Genomic DNA, 21,541 nt, shown 5'->3' with positions numbered 1-21,541 from the left:
CATTATTTCGGCTAATTATTCTAGCTTTATTTCATAATTAGCCTACATCCAAATGTAACAAAATATGTAAATTGTGTATTTATGAAATACACATTACATAACCCGAAAAATTGTGCTAACAATAAATGTGTCATGGCGATTCATGGTGATTAAAAAGGCAAATGACCTTTAAAGCGTTACATAGATTGTCAGACCCAGGGAACTATTCACACGAGAATAATTATGAAAAAAACAATTATCAGTACGGTAGTTGCAACCGCACTTGCAGGTTCTGCATTTGGCGCGTTCGCACTAACAAATCAAATCTCCGGCCACAGCGTTGAACAACAAAACGCAATCGAGGCCTCATTCGACAAGAAAAACATACTTGCTAATGCTATCCAGGTAAACAGTGATAGTGTTCGTGTAATCATCCAGCTAAACGATGCGCCGATGGCGCAGTTCAGCGGAGTAAACCCCAGTGTTAGCAGCATGGCTGCGCACAAGGGACAAAAGGTTAACTTTGAATCTAATGCAGCAAAGGAATATAAATCATTCCTAGAGGCACAACAGCAATCTGTTATTCAATCGATCAAAGCTTTTGACAAGTCTTTTAAAGCAGATCTTTCTTATACTGCAGCATTTAACGGTTTTGCAGGTATCGTTTCTAAGAGTGCATTAGATAAGTTATCTAGCCTCTCAACAGTAAAGGCTGTATATCCTGACGTTATCCATCACGCACAAATGGATGCTAGCCTGGATTTAATCGGTGCAGTTGAGACATGGGAACAGTTCGGCGGTAAAGAAAGTGCTGGTGCTGGTGTTAAAGTGGCCATCATCGATAGTGGTATCCGCCCTGAAAACCCACTGTTTAGCGGTGAGAATTTCGAAGCGCCTGCTGCTGATACGCTACCTACTGACGATTACTGTTCAGAAGACCCTGACTTCTGTAACAACAAGCTAATCGTTGCACGTGCAGCCGACATCGTAGAAGGTTTTGCTGTTGTTGAAGAAGAATATGAAAGCCCGCTAGGTTTTAACGGTCACGGTACGCACGTTGCTGGTACTGCCGTTGGTAACTTTGGCGTTATGGCTGAACGTGATGGTGCTGAAGCGGAAATTTCAGGTGTTGCTCCTGCAGCGTATCTTATGGCTTATAAAGGCCTTTATGCCACACCGGCAAACCCAGCTTCTTCTAGCGGTGCTTCTTCAATGTTGCTTTCTATGTTGGAAGCAGCGCTAACAGACGGCGCTGATGTTGTTAATAACTCTTGGGGCGGCGGCGCTGGCGGTAACCCTAACGGCTCTGTATATGAAGACGTACTTGAAGCCATGCACGACGCTGGCGTTGTGACTGTATTTGCAGCCGGTAACGATGGTCCAGGCGAAGGTACAATTGGTTGCCCAGGTTGCTCCGAGGACGTAATCACTGTAGCGGCAACTACAACCGATCGATTGTTTGCTAACGAGTTGACGATTGAAGGTGACACATCGATTGGTACCATTCCGGCGCTTTACTCTGTTGGCAATCCTGACATCGTTTTTGATACGGCTTTAACTGCACCTGTTGTTTATGCTGGTGAAGTTGCAGAAGCAAACGTTGAAGGCTGTGAAGAGTTTGCTGCCGGAGCGTTTGATGGTGCTATTGCACTTATCAGCCGTGGTACATGTGGATTCGTAACAAAAATTGAAAATGCCGAAGCTGCAGGTGCGGTTGCGGTTGTAATTCATAACGTTGATGGTCGTGGCGAAGCTCCTATCTTAATGGGCGGTCTTAGCCCAGATCAGACGGTTCCTTCATTCATGGTACCTGCAACGCCGGGTCAAGAGCTGGCAACGCTAATCTCAGGCTCAGAAGAAGCAGTTAACATTACCATTGGCGCTGAGGTAGTTCGCGTTGTATCTGAAAGCTTAGCGGACATTATGGCTGACTTTAGCTCACGTGGTCCTAACGGCGATCCTACTTTCCTTAAGCCGAATATTGCTGCACCGGGTGTGAGAATTTTCTCAGGTGAATCTCCAGATGCCCCTGGGCATGTAGGCGAGAACTTCTCGTTCAAAGGTGGTACGTCAATGGCGTCACCACACGTAGCTGGCGCTGCAGCACTTATCAAGCAGATGCATCCAGACTGGACTGCACAGCAAATTAAGAGCGCGCTTGTAACCTCGTCAATTCGTGACGTGTTAAAAGAAGACGCTGCTACACAAGCTGACAACTTTGATATGGGCGCTGGTCGTTTAGATCTTCCACGTGCAACTAGTGTTGAGCTTACTTACAGCGACCTAAGCCTAGTAGACGGTAACTGTTATTTGAACTGCGAAATGTCTATAACAGTAACAAATACCAGTGACGAAGACGTGACTGTTGACGCAACAGTGATGTTTAACGACCCTGCAATTGTAGCAACCGTTACACCACAAATGGCTACCCTGCCTGCTGGCGCGTCTGCTGAAATCATGGTTGCGGTAGATGTTACAACAGCGTCTACAGGCTCATGGTCTTTCGGTGGCATCAACTGGGCTGACACTGACGATACAACAACGGATTATTTCATTCCTGTTGCGGTTTACCCTATTAGCACAGATAGACCAGAATTGTTTAGTAGTGATGTTAGTACTAGTTTGGCTGAAGAGGAAGAGTTAGTTCGAGTAACTGCATCAGCAACTAACCAAAATGTGACAGGTATGATTGGTGTTACTGGTTCAATCGATCACAAGTTCGAAATTGACCCTTCTAGTATCGCAGCGGTTAAGAATGGAGACCAACAGCCAGTATCTTACGACGCCGATAAAGGTGAAATCTATTGGGAAGGTGCATTGAATACCTCGTCGTATTCACTTGATTCTGACACTTCGATTGCAGCGCTAACAGGTGGTTACCTGCCAATGGCTGCATTAGGTGTACAGCCTCTTACGTGTTCTGGTTCGTGTGATGACACGTCTATCACGCTAACTGGCCTCCCTGAAATGACTTACCTTGGCAAGACCTACACGTCAATGCAGGTTTCTTCAAATGGTTACATTTCTCTTGGTACATCATCGGGCAACGTAACTACACCTTCACCTGCTGTTTTGCCAGACAGTAATGAACCAAACAACGTACTAGCTCCTTTTTGGACTGACCTTGATTTACTTGGTACTGATGCTGGTGATGTAGGTACTGGTAACTTATATGCAGCTAACTTAAACGGTCCTAATGGCTCATTGCTGGTAATTGAATGGGAAAATGCTCAATTGTGGGGTATTCCTGATACTAGCTTTAATTTCCAAATTTGGTATGACTTTGCTTTTGATAGTATCCACTTTGTTTATGGTGAAATGGATAGCCCTCAATACGCAACTGTTGCAGGTTTTGAAAATAATACAGGTACTGCTGGCTTTACACTGGGTGCTTTAACAACGGCTGGCACTCAAGGAACGCTTCCTGTAGCTGGTGATGAGTTTATTTTAGCATCATCACCAGGCGATGAAATTGAGTTCAGCTATAATGGTACTGTTCTTCCTTCAAGCGAGTATATGGACGATATGCTATCGGTTAACGAAGATGCGTCGGTGACGGCTAACATTCTTGCTAACGAGATGGATAGCACCATCATCAATTCGTTTACCATGGAATCGCTTTCTGGAGACTTCCGTACGTTTACGCCGATCACCATCGATAAAGCGCCACTTGACCCGTCAACTGTTACAGTCACTACTGAAGCAGCAAACGGTACAGTGATGGTTAACGATGATGGTACGGTAACCTACACGCCAAATGCAGACTTCTTCGGTGAAGACTCATTTACCTATACAGTTCAGGTTGAGGGCACCACTAACGATGCTGGCGAAGTTGTTGAAGGCGACATCGTAGGCGAAGGTACTGTTTCAGTAGCAGTTGCTGGCGTTCAGGATGCACCTGTACTTTCGATCTCTGCACCATCGAGTGTTGACGAAGGTGAATCATTTACTGTTACTGCATCTGCTACTGATGCGGACGGCGATGACGTTACCATCACTATTGACGGTGTTGAAACTTCGTCAATCACTGGTACAGCACCAAGTCATGAGCAATCAGAGACTGTAACAGTACAAGTGACAGCAACGGACGGCATCGATACAACGACAGAAACCGTGACTATTCCAGTCAACGATAAATCTGGTGGCTCTATGGGCTGGATTGCATTACTTCTTGCACCAGCGGTATACCTGCGTAGACGCATGAAACGTTCGTAACGTTTACTTAAAGTGTAAAAAGGCCGCAATCGCGGCCTTTTTTTTAATCGTCTTTAGAAAGTTGCTGTAAGTGCTGTGACATCCGTTTACTTGGCTGAACCCCAAGTTCACGAAACTTTTCAATCTGTCTGACGATATTCCCTCGCCCGTTAGTTAATTTATTCATTGCTTGTTCATAGCTTGCCTGAGCGGTATCCATAGACTTTCCTACTTTTTCCATATCAGTAACAAAGCCTACGAATTTGTCATATAACTTAGCAGCCTGTTCTGCAATTAGCTGTGCATTTTGATTTTGGTACTCGTATTGCCAAATATTATTAATAGTTCTAAGCGCTACAAGTAAGTTTGTTGGGCTTACTAGCATAATATTGTGGTTAAGCGCCATGGTGACTAAGTCGGGCTCTTCCTCTACAGCGATTAAAAAAGCGGGCTCTATGGGGATGAAAAGCAAAACGTAGTCCAACGTCTTTAAGCCTTTTAAATTCTGGTAATCTTTTGCGCCAAGACCTTTAATATGCCCCTTAATTGAAGCTACGTGTTGCGTTAAGAACTGCGCTTTTTCCATTTCATCATCACAATTAAAAAAACGCTCATAAGCTGCAAGGCTCACTTTTGAATCGATAATTACGTCTTTATCGTTTGGCAAATGCACTACTACATCGGGCTGGAAACGCTTGCCTTGTTCGGATGTTGCAGACATTTGAGTTTCGAATTCGTGTCCTTCCCGTAAACCAGATTCTTTAAGAATGCGTTCAAGAACGACTTCACCCCAGTTACCCTGCTTCTTGTTATCACCTTTTAGTGCATTGGTAAGTGCAGCTGCTTCTTCTGTTATTTTTTGATTTAGAGCTTTTAAGCCTAATATTTCTGTCTTAAGTGACGCTCGCTCCTGGCCTTCGCGTATATGCTGCTCTGAAATTTGGCGTTTGAAGCCATCTAATTCATTTTTGAACGGTGCCAGCACAGCCTCAATGTTGTGTTTGGTTTGTTGGGTGTAGCGCTGTTGTTTCTCTTCAAAAATACGGTTCGCCAAATTCTCAAACTGAGTTTGCAACCGTTGTTCAGATGCGTTCATAGCAGCTAATTTATCTTCATGTGCCGTATGCAGCGCCTGAATTCTTGCTTGGTGAGCCTCGTTTTGTGCCTGCAGCTTCGCACTAGATACACGCTCGTCGTTCAATTGACTTTGCAATTGTTCGCAATATTGGGAAGTTTGTGAAAGCTTGGTTGAATTCGTTTGGCTACGAATGAAGGAATAAAGTGCTAGTACACAAACACTAATAAAGGCGATTAAAAAGGCAATGGGTTCGCTAGAAATGAGGTTGGTAATCATAGTGCGCATTCATACTGTTATTTTGTACAGCACTATAAACAAAATAAGGAAAATATACCAACTTACAAAGATATAAACGGCAGGTTTCTGCTTCGTGGTAGTCTTTTACACGAGTTATGTTCTGTATATCGGTATTAAAAAACGGGCGTGGACACGCCCGTTTATCAAATAGATTGAAGCTTTTAAATAAGTTTTGGTAACCCAAACAAACCCACTATGTGGCGACCTTCGTGTTTGCTAACGTTAATTTAAAAGCGACAGTGTCACTGACTATTTAGAAAGAGACTCGTCTAGCTCTTCTATTTTAGCCTTCCAAATCGCTGGGCCATTTTTATGTGCATTTGCACCCGTGCTATCTACAGCAACGGTCACCGGCATGTCTTCTACGTCGAACTCGTAGATTGCTTCCATACCTAAATCTTCAAATGCTACAACACGTGAGTTTTTAATCGCCTTCGATACTAAGTATGCTGCCCCACCTACTGCCATAAGATACACGGCCTTGTGTTTTGCAATAGAGTCAACTGTTGCAGGGCCGCGCTCTGCTTTACCAATCATGCCAATAAGACCTGTTTGTTCCAGCATCATGTCTGTGAACTTATCCATACGCGTCGCTGTTGTAGGGCCAGCCGGACCTACTACCTCGTCGCCCACGGCGTCAACTGGACCCACGTAATAGATAAAGCGATTGGTTAGGTCAACGCCCTCAGGAAGACCTTCACCATTTTCCATCATGGTTTGAATGCGTTTGTGTGCGGCATCACGGCCAGTAAGCATTTTACCTGATAGTAATACCGTTTCGCCTACTTTCCACTCTTGGATGTCTTCTTTGGTCACTTCATCAAGATTCACGCGGCGAGTATTTTCACTCACTTCCCACGTTACTTCTGGCCAATCTTCAAGCTTAGGCGGTGTAAGTTCTGCTGGACCTGATCCGTCTAAATAAAAGTGTGCGTGACGTGTTGCAGCACAGTTAGGTATCATAGCCACTGGCTTGGATGCAGCATGTGTAGGCAAAGACTTAATTTTAACGTCAACAACGGTCGTTAAGCCGCCTAAGCCTTGTGCGCCGATACCCAGTTTGTTAACTCGGTCAAAAATTTCTAAGCGAAGTTTTTCGTCAGTAGTTTGTGGACCACGTTCAATAAGCTCTTGAATATCTACTGGGTCCATTAGGCTTTCTTTAGCAAGTACCGCAGCTTTTTCAGCTGTACCGCCAATACCTATCCCCAGCATGCCGGGAGGACACCATCCTGCACCCATTGTAGGCAAGGTTTTAACAACCCAGTCAGCGATATCATCACTTGGGTTTAGCATAACCATTTTAGATTTATTCTCTGAACCGCCACCTTTTGCTGCGATCATTACTTCAATCTTTTCACCCGCAACCATGTCGATGTGAACAACAGATGGCGTGTTATCTTTCGTGTTTTTACGCGCACCAGCTGGGTCAGCTACAATAGATGCACGAAGCGGGTTGTCAGGGTTAAGATAAGCGCGACGGGTACCTTCATCGACCATTTCTTGAACGGTCATGTCAGTTTTGTCCCATGTAACGCCCATACCCACTTTAACGAAACAGGTCACAATACCAGTGTCTTGACACAAAGGGCGCTTTCCTTCGGCAGACATACGCGAGTTGATAAGAATCTGTGCCATCGCATCTTTTGCGGCTTGGCTCTTCTCTTTGTTGTACGCCTCTTCTACGGCCTTAACGTAGTCAAGTGGGTGATAGTAAGAAATAAATTGCAGGGCATCTTCAATGCTGTCAATGAAGTCTTGTTGACGGATAACGGTCATGACATCCTCTTTTTATTTGGCTTTCGTGGTCTTAGCTAGCTAAAAAAGCGTATACTAGCGCATCTCAAGACATCGCACCATGCAAAACAATGTGCTTGGGGTTAATTCCAGATATTTTTACACGCTATATTATAAAGAAGCATTAGAAAGCGTTGTAGAAGCGACAAGAATTACGCTTGGTCGCAAGTTTCAGTTACAAATAGGAGGCTGCTCTTTTTGCGCTTTTAGCACCTGACGGCCTAGATGAAAAGAAGTACAGAAAAACCTATGCCACACGCAGATACTATCAATATTTATGTTAACCGTTTTACCCAACAGGAATTAGCCGACGAATTTGCGCTAGATTGTGATAAGGCTAGCGTTTTTAATAGGTTATTCGGACAAATATCTGCCCAGCCCTATGCAATTTTATTAGATACTTCAGGTTCATTTAAGAGCGAGGGCCGGTTTAATATAATGGCTTTTTCACCCACAGCGGTTATTGAGGCGAAAGGTCAAGTTACAGAACTCGTAAATTTACACACCGCATCGCGCCAACCACTTAACATGCGGCCTTTCGAAGCTGTGCAAGCGCATTTGCATGCTAAGTTTCAGTCTGTTGAGGTGAGAGCTGATTTTGACACTTCCCACCTACCTTTTATTGTTGGTGTAGCTGGAATGGCTGGATATGACACTGGTCGATTCTACGAAGTGTTACCCAGTATGGCTAAAAACGATTACAGTTCACCAGACTTCAGTGTTGGCCTTTACTTGAGTTCACTTATTGAAGACACCCAAACCGGATATATTTACTATTGCTGCGCGGACAATCGGCCGATATCCAAGGTATTTAATATGTTTGAGCAAGCTTCAACTTCGGATAATTTTAAGCTCACATCGCCCTTTAAGTCTAACCTGACAAAAAGCGCCTATGAAGTGTGTTTAGATAAAGTTCACGCATACTTGCGAGCAGGCGATTGTTATCAGGTAAATATGGCACAGCGATTTAGTGCAGACTTTGAAGGTAACATATGGCAGGCCTATTGTGAGTTACGAAATCAGAATCAAGCGCCTTTCTCTGCCTATTACAATCTTGCACAAGGCTGCATTGCGTCTATTTCACCCGAACGTTTTTTGCGTGTAAAAAACGGCCTTGTAGAAACTAAACCTATTAAGGGTACTCGCCCTCGCTTTAGTGACATGGAAAAAGACAAAGCCAGTGCGCAGAGCTTGCTTAGTGCTGAGAAAGATCGTGCAGAAAACCTTATGATTGTAGATCTGCTTCGCAACGATGTTTCAAAACACTGTAAGCCTCATTCAGTAAAGGTGCCGGCACTGTTTGCACTTGAAAGTTATGAAGCAGTACATCATTTAGTTAGTACCGTAACGGGCGAATTAAACGACGCTTCATCGCCTTTAGAACTTCTAGCTTCGGCTTTCCCAGGTGGTTCGATTACCGGTGCTCCTAAAATTCGTGCTATGGAAGTGATTGATGAACTAGAACCCCATCGCCGACATATATATTGCGGTAGTGTGTTTTATATGGGGTATCGAGAAGATATGGATTCAAGTATCTGTATAAGAACGGTTTTGGCAGAGAATAATAAATTACATTGCTGGGCAGGCGGTGGTATTGTACTAGATTCCGTACCTAGCGATGAATATCAGGAAACCCTTGATAAGGTCTCAAAAATACTGCCTGTGTTAGCATCGATGAACCAGTAAAAACACAGTTTTAATCGCGCTCACTGTAAGCGAACTGCGCTATGTATGTAGTTTTCGAGTAAAAGTATCTATGAAGAGAAGCGAATTTTTATCACAATTTCATCACTTTAGGCTGACTCGTACCGAGCCAGACTTTCCTTTGAAGAAAAAGGGGCGGCCCGCTGCGGTGTTAATACCCTTGATAGATTATGACAACTCTCTACAGCTATTACTAACTGAGCGTGCACACCATCTAAAACATCACCCCGGCCAAATTAGCTTTCCGGGTGGAGCTGTTGACGACACCGACAAATCTTTCTTTGACGCTGCGCTTCGCGAGGCACAAGAAGAAGTCGGCCTTCCGTCTACTCACGTAGATGTTATCGGCATGCTGCCAAAATACCGCACGATTAGTGGCTATGAAATTGCGCCCGTTGTGGGCTTCGTAAAACCCGATTTCGCGCCTGTTATTGACAAAAATGAAGTAGAGAGCGCTTTTGAAGTACCGCTTGCTCATGTGCTTGATAGAAAAAATCACCTCGTCCATAACACCCACCGCCATAAGAAAACTTTTCCTATTTATTTTATACCTTGGCAACACCGCATGATTTGGGGAGCAACGGCGGCTATACTGCGAAACCTCTCCCATCATATTCACCCTTGATAGCTTAGATTTTAGCTGTCACTCAAGAAGCTATAAATTAATCTTTACAGCCTATTAGCAAAACTAATCCCTCTATTAGCTTTTCTGTATTGAGCTTTTAGTGTGGTGGATGCATGATCATAATATTACTTAGTTTTAATTTATGAATGTTTATGATCAGTGTATTTGATATGTTCAGCGTGGGTATCGGCCCATCAAGCTCTCACACCGTAGGCCCAATGAAAGCAGGAGCCGAGTTTGTTTCTGAGTTAGCGCAAGACACTGCGCTTTTTGATTCGGTTGATAGTGTAAAAGTTGAACTGTTTGGGTCACTAGGTCAAACAGGTATCGGCCATGGTACTGGGAAAGCCGTAATCTTAGGATTGTTAGGCGAAATCCCAGACGTTGTGGACGTTGATACCATTGACAGCAAACTTGAAGAAATACGTAACACCGAAGCATTGTGCCTAAACGGCAAGAAACTTATTCGCTTCCCAAACAAAAACGCCATTGTTTTTCATCGGCGTAAAACATTGCCAAAGCACGCAAATGCGCTGACTTTTTATGCTTACTCAAAAAATGAGTTAGTAAAAGAGCAGACCTATTACAGCATCGGTGGCGGCTTTATCATCAAAGATGAAGATTTTGATGCTACAAAGGCCCATGCAGCTAGCCTACAAGCATCGGTGCCCTTTCCTTTCAAAACAGCTGAAGAATTACTGGCTTTGTGTAAAAACAATGGTTTGAGTATCAGCTCATTGATGTTGCGTAATGAAACCACATTTAGGCCGAAACACGAAGTTAAGCAGCAGCTACATCATATCTGGCTGGTGATGAAAGCCTGTATTCAGCGTGGTATTGAAAGCGAAGGCATTTTACCTGGTGGCTTAAAGGTAGTTCGTCGTGCCCCTGCTCTTTATCGTCGTCTGCAGACCGAGCATACGAATGACCCCATGCAAACCATGGACTGGGTAAACCTTTTTGCTCTGGCAGTGAATGAAGAAAATGCAGCTGGGGGGCGCGTCGTAACTGCGCCTACAAATGGTGCTGCAGGTATTATTCCCGCAGTACTGCAGTACGTAGATAAATTTATTCGTCCTGTAGATGAAGAAGTAGCCAGCCGCTTTCTTCTTACTGCAGGGGCTATTGGCATATTATATAAAGAGAATGCATCGATTTCGGGTGCCGAAGTGGGTTGCCAAGGAGAAGTAGGTGTTGCGTGTTCAATGGCTGCTGGTGCCCTTGCGGAAATAATGGGTGGTACTGCGGCATCAGTAGAAAATGCTGCTGAAATCGGCATGGAACACAACCTTGGATTGACTTGTGACCCTGTGGGTGGCCTTGTTCAAGTTCCATGCATTGAGCGCAACGCCATGGGGGCAATAAAAGCAATTAATGCCTCACGCCTTGCGCTACGAGGCACGGGTGAGCAAAAAGTGTCGTTAGATAAAGTGATTAAGACCATGCGAGACACAGGTAATGATATGAAAACAAAATATAAAGAAACAGCCAGGGGCGGCCTCGCGGTTAATATCATCGAGTGTTAATTGTCAGCGCACCGCGAACAAAGATTAAAAACAAAAAAGGGGCGACAGCCCCTTTTTCAATCATACTCATTTTTTAACGCCCCTACTTCACTGGTAGCGTTACGCCCTTAAACATTTTTTCAACTTCTTCATTGTTTTTAAGCATCATAGCTTTTTCCACCTTATCTTTAGTGAGGTGTGGTGCGAAACGTTCAATGAAGTCATACATGTAACTTCTAAGGAATGAACCTTTTCTGAAGCCAATTTTCGTGGTGCTATAGTCAAATAAATGGCTCGCGTCTATCTTCACTAAGTCATCGTCTAACTCTTCACTAACGGCCATTGAGGCGATTACACCAATGCCTACTCCTAAGCGCACGTATGTTTTGATAACGTCGGCATCTGTGGCAGTGAAAACAATTTTTGGTGTTAACCCTGCTCGTTCGAATGCCTGGTCCAATTCCGAGCGTCCTGTAAACCCGAAAACGTAGGTCACTAAAGGATACTTTGCGATATCTGAGATATCTATGGTGCCTTTTTTGGAAAGCGGATGGTCTTTATTTACAATCACGCTGCGGTTCCAGTGATAGCAAGGAAGCATAACTAAGTCGTTGTACAAATGAAGCGCTTCAGTGGCGATAGCGAAGTCAGCTTCACCTTTAGCGGCCAAGTCGCTAATTTGAGAAGGCGTACCTTGGTGCATGTGCAATGAAACCTTGGGGTACTTTGTCATAAAGCCCTGAATTACGTCCGGAAGTGCATAGCGTGCCTGGGTGTGAGTGGTAGCTATATTCAACTTGCCTTGGTCGGGAAGCGTGTGTTCTCTTGCAACGGCCTTAATGCTTTCTACTTTCGCAAGAATTTCGCGAGCAATATTAATTACATCGTTACCCGCGTCGGTTACATGAGTAAGGTGTTTACCGCTACGCCCAAAAATTTGAACGCCTAACTCATCTTCTAGCATGCGCACTTGCTTGCTTATACCTGGCTGCGAGGTATACAAACTTTCTGCCGTTGCAGACACATTCAAATTATTATTGAGGACTTCTACGATATATCGTAGTTGCTGTAGCTTCATATTTTACACCGCTTTATGGGATAGACTGACACTTTACTCCCTCCGTTATAACCAAAACCACCGTTTTTTACTAGTTGCTATTACAAAATTAGCATTATAAAGTTGAATTTATTTCATTTTTTCACAAATTTACGCGTAATTTGTCCTTCATTTTCTAAATTCTTCTACAGTATGTTTAGGGCAAAAAGTCGCACGGCGTTTGATTGACAATGAGCAGTAGCAAACAAGTTACATCCACAATTGATTTTTCATCGGTATTGGCTGCCGCTGTGCACGATATGAAGAATTCATTATTTCTTTTAATTCAATCTATCGAAACACTGAGCGACTCCCTTTCGCCACAGAACACCGAGGCAAGGGAGCAAGTAGCTAGCGTCCATTATGAAGCATCAAGGCTGAACACCAACCTTGTCCAAGTACTTTCTCTATATAGAGCCGAATTAGAAAGTCTTCCCATTACCGTTGATGAAAGTTTTGTCAAAGATTTAGTGGAAGATGTGGTTGGCTCTAACGCACTCTACGTATCACAAAAAAGTATAGAAATTACTATTGATATTGAAGAAGACCTGAGCTGGTATTTAGACAGTGAGTTAATCTATTTACTTTTGAACGATGTGATCATAAACGCAATGCGCTACGGTACGTCCAAGATACTTGTTACGGCCTCTATTGGCGATGATGAGTTTATGATTTTAAAAGTTGAAGATGACGGTAGCGGCTACCCAGAAGCAATGCTATCAAAAAGCCATGAAGAGTTATGTGATTTTGAATTAAGCCAAGGGAGAACGGGGCTAGGACTATTTTTTGCAAAGCTCATTGCAAGCGCGCATTCTCAAGGTAACAGAAAGGGAACAATAAGCCTTTCTAACGGAGGAATTTTAGGCGGGAGTGTATTTGAAGTAAAAATACCGTAAGATTGTCCGATAACAATAGATAATTCAAAAAGTAACGCTCGCGGTTAATAAAAACTGACGTTATAAGATATAAAAACAGACGGAAACACACGCATGTACGTGATTATTATTATTTTGATTGTTGTTTTGCTCATTGCCGCTATTTTCATAAACGCAATTCAACAGCATCGTCAAAAACAAGAGGCAGAGCGTCGTACCGAGCTTGCTAAGCAGCGAACAATTGTCGATGAAACCGAGAACGTTTTATCAGCTTGTTTAAACATGCCAGTTTCTTCTCGCTTGATGGGGATTCTTCACAACCGAATTCTTAATGCGCTCAAAGCCATGAATGAACTATCAAGCACTTCAGAATTAAAGCAAAGAATAGCGAGTAGCGAGCAATCAACTGCAGCCGCACTGTCAGACAATTCGACTGGCACTTCTGAATTTTCGTTGCCTGACAACGATAAAATGATAATTCAGTACATCCAAGCAGTTAAAAAACTACGTATTGTACTCCGCTCTGAACATAGCAAAGGGCAAATCGACTCAAAAGTGTTTATGGACGAAGATAAACAGCTAGAGCGTTTGCAATTAAAAGTAAACGTTGAAACCCTAATCAAGCGCGGTCGTGCTGCACTACAAACCAATATGCTAGGCTCAGCAAGGCAATATTTTGAAAAAGCTAAGACAGCGCTGGAGAACCAAAACCCCCAGGACGAGTACTCTACGTCTAAGCTTTCCACACTAAACGAGTGGCTAAACGATATTCAAAGTAATCTTAAGAGTGTGAATGAACAAGATCGCGCTAAAAAGCAGGAAGAAGAACGAGACGAGTTGGACGAGTTATTCGCTCCTAAAAAGAAGTGGTAGTATAACTCTACTAGCAATTTATTTTGCGCATTATTTGATTCAAGCATAATGCGCAAGTGCCAAGTCCCACATGGATTGAGCTGGCAGCGACAACCCTTTTCTCGCGTTTTTTATTATTCCTATATTTTTCACCAAGGGTTCATCGCTTATTCGTTGGGCTACAAGACCAAGACGCTCCATTTGATCTTTACAAATAGCTGGCATAACAGATATGCCTAAGCCATTTTGTATAAGTTTTCCAAGCGTAGAGAGCTGACCTGTTTCTGCAACAATATGCAAGTCGCCGTATTGTTCGAGTTTAGACTCCGTCCAGTAACGTACGGCGGATCCTCGGTTCATCATTACTAAGGGAAAACGAAGGCAATCCTCCCATTTCAGTGCTTCGTTTGAAGTAGGTAATAGTGCTTTATTCGCCACCACAACAAATTCATCGGTAAAAAGACTCGTAAAGACTAAGCCGTCTTTTCGTTCTGGCTCAAAGGAGAATCCTATCTCACTTCGGCCGGTTGATACTTCGTGAATAACCTGCTCCATAACAACATCTACTATCCGTAGGTTCACATTCGGAATACGTTGATGAAATATCGATAGAATATTTGGCAGGTGCGATTCAGCGAATGACGGCATTGCACAAACGGTGAGTTGCCCCTTGGCCATCGCAAATAGGTTTTGCATGTCCGAAAAGGTATTATCCCAGTCGTGTAACAAACGCAGAGCGTTTGGAAAAAGTACCTCTCCTTCAGGTGTTAAGCTGACATTCCGGGTATTACGCTGGAACAACTTACCGCCTAATTGCTCTTCCATTTTTTTTATCGCAGAAGACAACGCCGGCTGAGTTAAGTGCAGGTTTACTGCAGCTTCGGCAAAGGTTGAAGACTTTGCCACTTCAACAAATGCTTTTATTTGACGATATGAGACATCCATACACGCGGACCTTAATTGCTTATTAATAAATAATATTTATCAATTGGAAGATTAATTCGATTTTACATAGCTTGCAACAATGCTGATACTAATTTTTAACAAAAGCATTGGAGATAAAAAATGGCAGGGTTTAATAAAGTTGTATCCTCGTACGATGACGCCATGGCAGGGCTTGAAGATGGGATGACGGTCATTGCTGGTGGCTTTGGCTTATGTGGAATACCCGAAGGCTTGATCAGCCAGATTAAGAAGATGGGCGTGTCTGGCCTTACTGTAGTTTCAAACAACTGTGGTGTTGATGGATTTGGGCTAGGCCTTTTACTAGAAGATAAACAAATCGCAAAGATGGTGTCTTCCTATGTTGGTGAAAATGCGCTGTTTGAAAAGCAATTGCTCAACGGTGAGTTAGAAGTAGAACTTACCCCACAAGGCACACTCGCCGAAAAAATGAGAGCAGGTGGCGCTGGCATTCCGGCATTTTACACCGCTACAGGTTATGGCACGCCAGTTGGCGAAGGTAAAGAAGTCAAAGAGTTTGATGGGCGCCCTTACATCCTCGAGCCTGCTATCACTGGTGACTTTGCAATTGTTAAAGCATGGAAAGCGGATAGCTACGGTAACTGCGTTTATCGGCACACTGCACAGAATTTTAACCCGATGGCAGCAACCGCAGGCAAGATCACTGTTGTAGAGGCTGAAGAAATTGTAGAACCTGGCGAGCTTAACCCTAGCGAAATCCATACTCCAGGTATCTATGTAAACCGCGTTATTAAAGGTTCATTTGAAAAACGTATAGAACGTCGTGTAGTTAGCAAGGAGACCGTATAATGCTTAGTAGAGAACAGATTGCAATGCGCGTAGCCCAAGAGTTTAAGGATGGTGATTACGTGAATTTAGGCATAGGGATCCCTACCCTTGCAGCTAATTACGTACCTGATGATATTAGCGTTATGCTGCAGTCGGAAAATGGCCTTTTAGGAATGGGGCGTTATCCTACAGAAAATGAAGTAGACGCAGACATGATAAACGCGGGTAAAGAAACGGTAACGGCCATTACCGGAGCCTCAATCTTTAACAGTGCCGAGAGCTTTGCCATGATCCGCGGCGGACACGTAGATTTTACTGTGTTAGGTGCGTTCGAGGTTGATGTATCTGGAAATATTGCCTCGTGGATGATACCGGGCAAACTGGTCAAAGGCATGGGCGGCGCAATGGACCTTGTTGCGGGCGCGAAAAACATCATAGTTACCATGACGCATACTGATAAACGCGGTAACCCTAAGTTACTAAGCGAATGTACATTACCGTTAACCGGTGTGAACTGCATTACACGTATAATCACTGACTTAGCAGTCCTGAGCGTTGAAGACGGCGCGTTTGTTCTTCAGGAGCGTGCACCAGGCGTGAGCGTAGACGAAATAAAAGAGAAAACCGGTGGAAAGCTTGTTGTGCCAAAGGATGTGCCAGAGATGCAGTTTTAGTACTTTCAACAAGTACATACGACGCTCAATCATTTCTCTTTAAAAAATAGCGCTTACTAGGTAACACTTATTGTGTTTATCGGTAAGCGCAACTTAAACGCCATCCCGGCTTTGTGTCTGGTTTTTCAATTTACTGCTCCCCAATACAGAAGCGATTGGTTGTGAAATGCGTCACAAAGTCAAGTTTAAAGCGAACAAGCCAATAAGCCTTTTAATAAACGGTGCATTGAGGGATAATGCGCGCGAACGTTATTTTAAAAAGGCTAACCTTTCTTGCTAGTTACTGATTTACCTGTCCATCATAAAATTATTTCAAAGCTTGAAACGAAAAACATTTCGACGCTAACCGAAATTCAAGAACGCACTATGCTTCCCGCTATTCAAGGTAAGGATATTATTGCGTCTTCAAAAACAGGGTCAGGTAAAACTTTCGCCTTTTTAGTACCTGCTATGAATCGGCTAATGTCGCAAAAAGCGTTAAGCAGACAAGACCCCCGTGCACTTATTCTTGCGCCTACCCGTGAGCTTGCTAAACAAGTTTTCATTGAAGCCAAGTCAATGTGTACAGGTTTAAACCTTACTTGCTCACTTGTTGTGGGCGGTGAAAACTACAATGACCAAGTTAAAGCACTTCGCCGTAATCCCCACATTATTGTAGGCACAGCTGGTCGTGTAGCTGACCATCTATTAGATAAAAGTGTGTATTTGAATGGTTTAGAGCTGCTGATCTTTGATGAAGCCGACCGTATGTTAGATTTAGGCTTCTCTGCTCAGCTTAAAATGATTAACGACTATGCTGATCACAGAAAACGCCAAACCATGCTGTTTTCTGCCACACTCGACAATATTGAGCTTAAGCATATGACAACGCAGTTGACCAAAGGCGCTGTTCGCGTAGCTGTAGGAGACTCAACGGCAGAGCATGGCGATATCGAACAGAAGTGCTTCTTTGCAGACAATGTTGATAACAAAGACCAAATCTTACAGTTTGAACTGGCCAATCGTGCGTACAACCAAGCTATCGTATTCACTGCTACCCGTGAAGATACCGACAGAATTGCTGCGTTGCTTAACGAAAAGAACTTAGAAGCTATTGCGCTTCGTGGTGATATGCTACAAAGCCAACGCGCAGCAGTAATGAGTGCGTTTGCTCGTGGACAGCACAGTATTCTGGTTACTACCGACCTCGCCTCTCGCGGACTAGATCTATCAAAAGTAGGTTTGGTGGTTAACTTTGACCTTCCCAAAAACGCTGATGAATATATTCACCGCATCGGCCGTACTGGACGTGCTGGGCAAAAAGGCGAAGCATTCTCGCTAATTGGCCCGCGCGATTGGAATAGTTTCGAAGGGCTTAAGAATCACCTTCAATATGCATTAGAGTGTTCACCGCACGACGAATTTTCGGCGTCTTTCAAAGGTTTTACGCCCAAGAAAAAAGTGTCGAAAAAATCAAATACGAAAAATGGTAAAAAGCGTGTAGCGAAACCAGCAAAACATGGCACTAAAAAGCGTGTCGATACCATGTCTGGAGAAGATATCGGTATGGTTCCTGTGAAGCGTAAACCTAGAAACACTCTGTCTGACGACGAATAAAAAACGTTTAATAGTAAATTATTTTCCGCCGCTAATTATCACGGACTAGCGTTAAAAGCGGCGGTCATCACTTCATTTATTCTTAGCGAACATTCTCTTACATACTTTCTCTATCAACGCTTCGCAACACATGCTTTAATTTGCATGTATCGCGTGAGGTTATCCTGTAGCCTTATTAGTTGACCTAACTACCTTTAAAGCGTTTCTTTAAAACGGATTTTATAGATATGAAAGCATTAAAATTCTTCTCAATATTACTCGTTGCTGTACTTATTGTTTCCGTACTTTTCTATGAAAAGATAATTGCGAGTGTATTATTGCCTCAATACATTGAATGGGCGCATGAAATCGATCAGAAAGGGCTTGAAATTGGCGTACCGCTGAACGAAAAGGAAAGATTACTCGCATCAAAAATAGGTGTTAAACACCCCGATAAAGTAAGAATTGTTTACGTTGACGCAGTACCCTATCCCTATGAAAACTTTACTTTGAAAGTATTCGGTGAAGCAGCTGGTCTCATCGGCGAAGGTATCATTAACAACGCACAGGTCTTTGGTTATTCAATTTACGCGCGTAAAAACTTTGTACTTAATAGACCAAAGCTAGCCCATGAGTTAGTTCACGTGTTACAAATTGAAAGAGCTAGCTTAGACGAGGTTGTTACTCAACACTTCTTTGACATGGCACAATACGGCTACGACCACGCACCACTAGAAGTCGAAGCTGCAAAAGCTAATAAAAAATACAGCGCAGACTGGTAGCCTTTACTGGGTAGCTTACATAGCTTAGTCATAGGCTCTTCTGTTGCGGCTTAAAACACTGTTATCGACAAACACCAGACCTATAGGGGCTAGGCATCAAACATCCTAGTTGTGCCAGAAGCTGCCGTTTGTAATTTACCTTGTGAGCGGCAACTGCGTACGTAGAGCAGCCGGTGAGATAATATTTAAAACTCAGGATTTGCTAATCGTGCACAGCGGACGCTAAGACCTCTAGTATAGCCTTTTCTTCCAAATTTAAAGAGTTCTCCTTAGAATTAGATTGGTAGTGTGCAACATTAGAGTTATCTAGTTTGTTGATTAAGGACTAGACACTTAATCAAAACTGATGAAATTTATCTCTTAAAAAGAAGTGATAGGTTAAGTCGAGACTAATTCACTATATTCAAAGCGGCTGATAATTCATTAAATGTTCTATGGACATACTCAGAATCACGAGAATATTTAAAACGGTGCATCTTGGACTTCGTATCGTCTTTAATGAAAGCACAACTCGTGGTTGACTGTGAGGTTTTAGGCAGTATTACAGACTCTTTTGTGTCATGTAAAGTTGAATAAATCTTACTATCATGCCAATAAAACACACCTTCTTCAAAGAGTATTTCTTCATAATATAATAGCATGTCAGATTTTGCATCTCCATATGCTTTCGATATGTAAAACTGAACCGACTCTCCGTTGATTACAATAATTCCTGACTCTACACGCCACGATGAATTGGTTTCCCCCCCAATAAATACTACATAGCTTTCTCTTTGGGCAATGTCACTAAATATTATTTCATAATAAACTTCGCTCTTGTGGTAATTGGGTTTAATAGACCATATTCCACCATTGCCATCAGAGCATCCATTTGCTGTATATCTTTTACCTACTGATGTTGCTTTAAGTTTATTAGTAAACCGAAAATCATCGGGTCCGTCTTCATTATAACAATGAGTTGTACAAAGATTCCCTTGAATGCGACGCCACTGTTTATAGGCACTGCTTGTGTTTTCGATCGTTGTATATTTTCCCAATAAATCGTTGACCCAAGATTTGATAGCGATGTCTATACTTTTTTCGTCATATTCTGCTTCATCGTTATTTTCATCAAAGTATATTGTTTCAATAGCTCCGGAATCGTGAGGAACATTATGGTTTACCATCAAAACTTCTCGCCCGTTTAGGTCATAGATATTGACGTTATGCTTAGTACAACAGGTGCCGGAAGAAACTTCATGTAGAGTATAAAAGTAAGTTATCTGACTACTGTCAGAACGAGGAACAGTAAAAAAACCATATGACTCAATGTCATACAAAGAGCCATAAGGAGATTCATAATAAATTAATTGGGGATTGGAAATGTAATTGTTGTGTATTGTTAAAAAACTTAGAGTTTCCCTCTCCATTAACGCTAGTACAGAAGTCTCCTCTCCTGTCTTCCTGTGGTATTTGACCATGGAAAGATCATGTCCCAATACACTTCTTGCTTTAGATAAAACGTTCTCATAATGCACGCTATTTTCTATTTTATCAGACAGATACTTATAAATATCTTGACTTTGTGCTATACCAAACCCAATAACTAATATCGCAAGCGATTCGATCCATTTCTCCCGAATCTTATCTATTAAGCTCACTAGTGAAGTTTTAAGTTTTATCATATTATAAGATCTATTCTTCGCTCATCATATCGAGTCACATGGATTTCGGTTCTACCCCGTTCTACCGGCGGTTTGATTAGATTAAACTTCTCACCTTGATTCGCAAGTCTAATATCCTTTATCAAGATTTCGCTCAATATATAGCCATGATCCGGATTACGTACAACTCGGTCGGACAAATTTTTTTCTAACGTCCGCTTTCCCTAGGAAGTGACTATTCATAAATTCGACATCCAAAAAACTCCGACTGTCCGTTGCTTGTCTAAGTGCGCCTGTCAATCAGACTGCCATACCACTTGGAATAAAAATCGTATTATCGGTCAGAAAAAGCCTCTTCAGATATAACATATATGAAGTATCCGGATTCGCTTAGAGCTTGAAGGACGGACTCGTGTTCTCGCACTGTTCAACCTTGGGCTTGATAGCAAACTACGAGCTTGTGATCTCGTTAAACTCAAGGTTTCAGATGTTGTTTGCGGACGTTCTGTGCTGAGGCGTACGAATGTCGTTCAGCAAAAAACAGGTAGTCCTGTCCAATTTGAGATAACACCAAACACTGGCGAATCGATTTTGGCTTGGGTGAAGAAAGCAGAACTAAAAGCGTCTGACTACCTTTTTAAATCTCGTATACACGGTGCTGAGCACATATCAACTAGACAATATAATCGCATTTTCCACGGATGGATTGACAAACTTGGACTGGATACCTCGCTGTACAGTACCCATTCACTGCGCAGGACCAAACCCTATTTAATTTACAAGAAGACTAAAAACCTTCGGGTAGTCCAACTCTTGCTTGGACACAAGAAGCTTAGAGAGCACAGTTTGTTACTTAGGCATCGAAGTTGATGACGCTTTGGAAATATCGGAGTCTATTGAAATCTAGGCTGTACGGGGCTGCTTGTGCAGCCCCTGTGAGCGTAAAGCGGACCTTGACCACAGCAAATGCGCTGGTCCGCTTCAGACAAACAGCAGACGTTCAGGGCTCTCTGCTCTTGATTCCGATATTTACCATAAGCGGAAGTTAATATGCTTTATTCTGACTGACTCTTCAGTGGCATAAAGCAGTTATTCAGACCACAATAGTCCACA

General features: G+C 42.9%; 16 protein-coding genes. 11 read left to right on the top strand and 5 right to left on the bottom strand.

Annotation, left to right across the window (positions count from 1 at the left end; translation table 11 throughout):
- Nucleotides 1–222 precede the first annotated feature (222 nt).
- Nucleotides 223–4,194: a S8 family serine peptidase gene (locus ACYX4M_RS16670; protein ID WP_476080954.1), complete on the top strand. Its 3,972-nt coding sequence runs from the start codon at nt 223–225 to the stop codon at nt 4,192–4,194.
- 43 nt (nt 4,195–4,237) lie between these two features.
- On the opposite strand, the gene rmuC is transcribed toward ACYX4M_RS16670, so the two are convergent.
- Both rmuC and ACYX4M_RS16660 read right to left on the bottom strand, forming a co-directional pair.
- Nucleotides 4,238–5,527, bottom strand: coding sequence for a DNA recombination protein RmuC (gene rmuC, locus ACYX4M_RS16665; protein WP_476082901.1), 1,290 nt, complete (start codon nt 5,525–5,527; stop codon nt 4,238–4,240).
- 270 nt (nt 5,528–5,797) lie between these two features.
- On the bottom strand, nt 5,798–7,327 hold the full coding sequence (locus ACYX4M_RS16660; RefSeq protein ID WP_334060134.1) for a fumarate hydratase: 1,530 nt from the start codon (nt 7,325–7,327) through the stop codon (nt 5,798–5,800).
- Nucleotides 7,328–7,570: 243 nt separating this feature from the next.
- On the opposite strand from ACYX4M_RS16660, the gene pabB reads away from it, so the two are divergent.
- The 3 genes from pabB to ACYX4M_RS16645 all read left to right on the top strand — a co-directional run bounded on the left by pabB (nt 7,571) and on the right by ACYX4M_RS16645 (nt 11,200).
- Nucleotides 7,571–9,031 (top strand): aminodeoxychorismate synthase component I, encoded by a 1,461-nt coding sequence (gene pabB, locus ACYX4M_RS16655; protein WP_476080953.1) that lies wholly within the window; start codon nt 7,571–7,573, stop codon nt 9,029–9,031.
- A 70-nt stretch (nt 9,032–9,101) separates the two neighbouring features.
- Nucleotides 9,102–9,674 carry a CoA pyrophosphatase gene (locus ACYX4M_RS16650; RefSeq protein WP_476080952.1) on the top strand — a complete coding sequence of 191 codons (573 nt, stop codon included), beginning with the start codon at nt 9,102–9,104 and terminating at the stop codon, nt 9,672–9,674.
- A 152-nt stretch (nt 9,675–9,826) separates the two neighbouring features.
- On the top strand, nt 9,827–11,200 hold the full coding sequence (locus ACYX4M_RS16645; RefSeq protein ID WP_476080951.1) for an L-serine ammonia-lyase: 1,374 nt from the start codon (nt 9,827–9,829) through the stop codon (nt 11,198–11,200).
- An 82-nt stretch (nt 11,201–11,282) separates the two neighbouring features.
- Here ACYX4M_RS16645 and cysB read toward each other — a convergent pair whose 3' ends face one another.
- Complete coding sequence (cysB, locus tag ACYX4M_RS16640) at nt 11,283–12,257, bottom strand: HTH-type transcriptional regulator CysB (RefSeq protein WP_118494818.1); 975 nt, start codon at nt 12,255–12,257, stop codon at nt 11,283–11,285.
- A gap of 209 nt (nt 12,258–12,466) precedes the next feature.
- Between cysB and ACYX4M_RS16635 the strand changes: the two genes are divergently transcribed.
- Both ACYX4M_RS16635 and ACYX4M_RS16630 read left to right on the top strand, forming a co-directional pair.
- Nucleotides 12,467–13,171 carry a sensor histidine kinase gene (locus ACYX4M_RS16635; protein WP_476080950.1) on the top strand — a complete coding sequence of 235 codons (705 nt, stop codon included), beginning with the start codon at nt 12,467–12,469 and terminating at the stop codon, nt 13,169–13,171.
- A gap of 93 nt (nt 13,172–13,264) precedes the next feature.
- The gene (locus ACYX4M_RS16630) at nt 13,265–14,023 is read left to right on the top strand and encodes a hypothetical protein (RefSeq protein ID WP_334060129.1); all 759 of its coding nucleotides are present in this window, start codon (nt 13,265–13,267) and stop codon (nt 14,021–14,023) included.
- 39 nt (nt 14,024–14,062) lie between these two features.
- Here the strand turns inward: ACYX4M_RS16630 and ACYX4M_RS16625 are convergent, their stop codons facing one another.
- Nucleotides 14,063–14,947: a LysR family transcriptional regulator gene (locus tag ACYX4M_RS16625; protein ID WP_476080949.1), complete on the bottom strand. Its 885-nt coding sequence runs from the start codon at nt 14,945–14,947 to the stop codon at nt 14,063–14,065.
- A gap of 120 nt (nt 14,948–15,067) precedes the next feature.
- On the opposite strand from ACYX4M_RS16625, the gene ACYX4M_RS16620 reads away from it, so the two are divergent.
- The 4 genes from ACYX4M_RS16620 to ACYX4M_RS16605 all read left to right on the top strand — a co-directional run bounded on the left by ACYX4M_RS16620 (nt 15,068) and on the right by ACYX4M_RS16605 (nt 18,785).
- The gene (locus tag ACYX4M_RS16620; protein ID WP_476080948.1) at nt 15,068–15,775 is read left to right on the top strand and encodes a CoA transferase subunit A; all 708 of its coding nucleotides are present in this window, start codon (nt 15,068–15,070) and stop codon (nt 15,773–15,775) included.
- A complete protein-coding gene (locus tag ACYX4M_RS16615; protein ID WP_476080947.1) occupies nt 15,775–16,428 on the top strand; it encodes a CoA transferase subunit B in 654 nt (217 codons plus the stop codon). The genes ACYX4M_RS16620 and ACYX4M_RS16615 overlap by 1 nt, the downstream gene beginning before the upstream one ends.
- Before the next feature lie 273 nt (nt 16,429–16,701).
- Nucleotides 16,702–18,024 (top strand): DEAD/DEAH box helicase, encoded by a 1,323-nt coding sequence (locus ACYX4M_RS16610; protein ID WP_476080946.1) that lies wholly within the window; start codon nt 16,702–16,704, stop codon nt 18,022–18,024.
- Between the two features lie 227 nt (nt 18,025–18,251).
- Nucleotides 18,252–18,785, top strand: a complete 534-nt coding sequence (locus tag ACYX4M_RS16605) for a hypothetical protein (protein ID WP_476080945.1) — start codon at nt 18,252–18,254, stop codon at nt 18,783–18,785.
- Nucleotides 18,786–19,174: 389 nt separating this feature from the next.
- Here the strand turns inward: ACYX4M_RS16605 and ACYX4M_RS16600 are convergent, their stop codons facing one another.
- The gene (locus ACYX4M_RS16600) at nt 19,175–20,449 is read right to left on the bottom strand and encodes a hypothetical protein (RefSeq protein WP_476080944.1); all 1,275 of its coding nucleotides are present in this window, start codon (nt 20,447–20,449) and stop codon (nt 19,175–19,177) included.
- 357 nt (nt 20,450–20,806) lie between these two features.
- On the opposite strand from ACYX4M_RS16600, the gene ACYX4M_RS16595 reads away from it, so the two are divergent.
- Nucleotides 20,807–21,298, top strand: coding sequence for a tyrosine-type recombinase/integrase (locus ACYX4M_RS16595; protein WP_476082900.1), 492 nt, complete (start codon nt 20,807–20,809; stop codon nt 21,296–21,298).
- Nucleotides 21,299–21,541 lie beyond the last annotated feature (243 nt).

This window comes from Alteromonas sp. ABV4_150, assembly GCF_056311745.1.
Note: the sequence above shows the minus strand (reverse complement) of the source record. Positions and strands in the feature narration are given on the sequence as shown.